This window comes from Bradyrhizobium uaiense, assembly GCF_010811875.1.
Lineage (GTDB): Bacteria > Pseudomonadota > Alphaproteobacteria > Rhizobiales > Xanthobacteraceae > Bradyrhizobium > Bradyrhizobium uaiense.
In genome coordinates this window covers 1-2,818 of record NZ_VKHP01000439.1, presented here as the reverse complement: position 1 = coordinate 2,818, position 2,818 = coordinate 1, and the positions used below count along the sequence as shown (strand labels likewise).

3 protein-coding genes are annotated in these 2,818 nt (G+C 66.2%); 2 read left to right on the top strand and 1 reads right to left on the bottom strand.

The features are described from left to right. Nucleotides 1-175: 175 nt before the first annotated feature. Both fmt and truA read left to right on the top strand, forming a co-directional pair. Nucleotides 176-1,111 carry a methionyl-tRNA formyltransferase gene (gene fmt / locus FNJ47_RS45430; protein WP_163163230.1) on the top strand — a complete coding sequence of 312 codons (936 nt, stop codon included), beginning with the start codon at nt 176-178 and terminating at the stop codon, nt 1,109-1,111. After that, nucleotides 1,111-1,851: a tRNA pseudouridine(38-40) synthase TruA gene (gene truA / locus FNJ47_RS45425; protein ID WP_163163228.1), complete on the top strand. Its 741-nt coding sequence runs from the start codon at nt 1,111-1,113 to the stop codon at nt 1,849-1,851. The genes fmt and truA overlap by 1 nt, the downstream gene beginning before the upstream one ends. Nucleotides 1,852-2,132: 281 nt before the next feature. Here the strand turns inward: truA and dapE are convergent. After that, a partial coding sequence (gene dapE, locus FNJ47_RS45420; protein WP_163163226.1) for a succinyl-diaminopimelate desuccinylase occupies nt 2,133-2,818 on the bottom strand: 686 nt, incomplete at its 5' end.

Here is a 2,818-nt window from a genome sequence, read left to right as displayed (position 1 = left end):
GGTGGGGGTCTTTCCACGAGTCGTATCGCTGAGATAGCCCCCACCCGGATCGCATCTCCGATGCGATCCGGCCTCCCCCGCAAGCGGGAGAGGCCAACCGAATTCGCGGAAAGACCCGCGCGCTTCATATGCGATTCCTCTCCCCACAAGGGAAGGAACAGACCGAGTTCTCGTCATGCCTCTCCGCCTGATCTTCATGGGCACGCCCGATTTCGCCGTGCCGACATTGCTGGAACTGGTAGCGCATGGTCATGAGGTCGTGGCCGTCTACACCCGTGCGCCGAAGCCGGGCGGACGGCGCGGCCTGCAATTGCAGCCGACACCGGTCGAGCAGGAGGCGCGTCGGCTCGGCATTCCCGTGCTGACGCCGAAGACGCTGAGGACGGACGAAGCGCTCGAGGCGTTTCGCGCGCATGACGCGGATGCCGCCGTGGTCGTCGCCTATGGCATGATCCTGCCGCAGGCCATCCTCGATGCGCCGAAGCTCGGCTGCTTCAACCTGCATGCTTCGCTGCTGCCGCGCTGGCGCGGCGCCGCGCCGATCAACCGTGCCATCATGGCGGGTGATGCCGAGAGCGGCGTGATGGTGATGAAGATGGATGTCGGTCTCGACACCGGCGACGTCGCGATGGCCGGGCGGCTGCCGATATCAGACAGCATGACGGCATCCGATCTGCATGACGCGCTGGCGCCGCTCGGCGCCGATCTGATGGTACGCGCGATGGGCGGTTTGCAGCGCGGCGGCTTGCAGTTGACCAAGCAGAGCGCGGACGGCGTCACCTACGCGGCCAAGATCGAGAAGGCCGAGGCACGGATCGACTGGACGCAGCCGGCGCACGCCGTGTTGCGGCATATTCACGGGCTCTCGCCGTTCCCCGGCGCCTGGTGCGAACTCGCCGGCGAAGGCGAGCCGGTGCGGCTGAAGATCCTGCGCTGCGAGCTGGCGAAGGGCGCGGGTCAACCGGGCGATGTGCTCGACGACGATTTCGCGATCGCCTGCGGCGACGGCGCGATCCGGATTCTCGAATTGCAGCGCGCGGGCAAGGGGCCGATGAAGGCCGCGGACTTCTTGCGCGGTACGCCGCTGAAGCCGCCTGCGCGGCTCAGCTGATGCCGCGCTACAAGCTCACCATTGAATATGACGGCACGCCGTTCTCCGGCTGGCAGATCCAGGACACCGCGCCGACCGTGCAGGGCGCGCTGGAGACCGCGGTCAAGGCGATCTGCGGCGAGGACGTGCGCGTCCATGGCGCCGGGCGTACCGACGCCGGCGTGCATGCGCGCGGCCAGGTCGCACATTGCGACATCGCCAAGCATTTTCCGCGCGGCCGCTTTCGCGACGGGCTGAACGCGCATCTGCGGCCCAATCCGATCGCCGTGCTTGCGGCCGATATCGTGCCCGACGATTTCGAGGCGCGGTTCTCGGCGATCAAGCGGCATTATCTCTATCGCATCACCAACACTCGCGCGAACCTCGCGCTCGACATCGGCCGGGTCTGGCGGGTGCCGCGCGCGCTCGATGCCGACGCGATGCACGAGGCCGCGCAGCGGTTGCTCGGCAAGCACGATTTCACCACCTTCCGCGACACCGAGTGCCAGGCCAAGTCGCCGGAGAAGACGCTCGATCAGCTCGACGTCACGCGCGAGGGCGACGCCATCAGCATCGTGACGTCGGCGCGCTCGTTCCTGCACAGCCAGGTGCGTTCGATGGTGGGCTCGCTGGTGTGGGTCGGCGAGGGCCGCTGGAGCGCGGATGATCTCGCGGGGGCGCTCGCCGCCCGCAACCGCGCCGCCTGCGGCCCCGTCGCGCCGCCGGACGGGCTCTATCTGATGCGGGTGGATTACGAATGATCGCGTAGGATGGTCGTGAACCTACCCGAAAGACCACGCTGTATCTGGTACAGGTGGATTGCTGGTGACCCAATCACTACTGTGCATGGGGTTGTTTTCGATATTTTTGTCCAGTGATGATCTCGTAGCTGGCGACCCGCGCACACTGTCATCGCCCGGCTTGACCGGGCGATCCAGTACGCCGAGGCTTCTCGTTCCAATATTGTCGCCTCTGGAATACTGGATCGCCCGCTTTCGCGGGCGATGACAGTTGGGGCTGCAATCGCCCTACGGTCGCGAGCCTACCCGAAATACCGATCCAGCACGCCGCGATAGATCTTCGTCAACTGCTCCAGATCGGCCACCGGCGTACGCTCGTCGATCTGGTGCATGGTCTGCCCGACCAGGCCGAATTCGATCACCGGGCAATAGCTGGAGATGAAGCGCGCATCCGAGGTGCCGCCCGAGGTGGAGAGCTCCGGCTTGCGGCCGGTGACCTCCTCGATCGCAGCGACCGCGAGATCGGTGAACGGCCCGGGCTGGGTGACGAACACGTTGGAGTTCGACGGCATCCAGTCGATGTGGGCGCGGATGCGATTGCCGCAGGCCTTCACCAGCCGCTCGTCGACCAGCTGCCGCAGGCTCTCCTGGGTGTGATTGTCGTTGTAGCGGATGTTGAACTTCGCCCGGGCCTGGCCGGGGATCACATTGCTTGCGGCGTTGCCGACATCGACCGTGGTGAATTCGAGGTTGCTGGCCTGGAATTGCGCGCTGCCGTGATCGAGCGGCTCGTCGCTCAGCGCCACGATCAGCCGCGAGATATCAGGCACCGGGTTCGAGGCGCGGTGCGGATAGGCGACGTGGCCCTGCACGCCGTCGACAATCAGCGTGCCGGATTGCGAGCCGCGCCGGCCGACCTTGATCATGTCGCCGAGCACCTCGACATTCGAGGGCTCGCCGAGCACGCAATGGTCGAACTTCTCGCCGC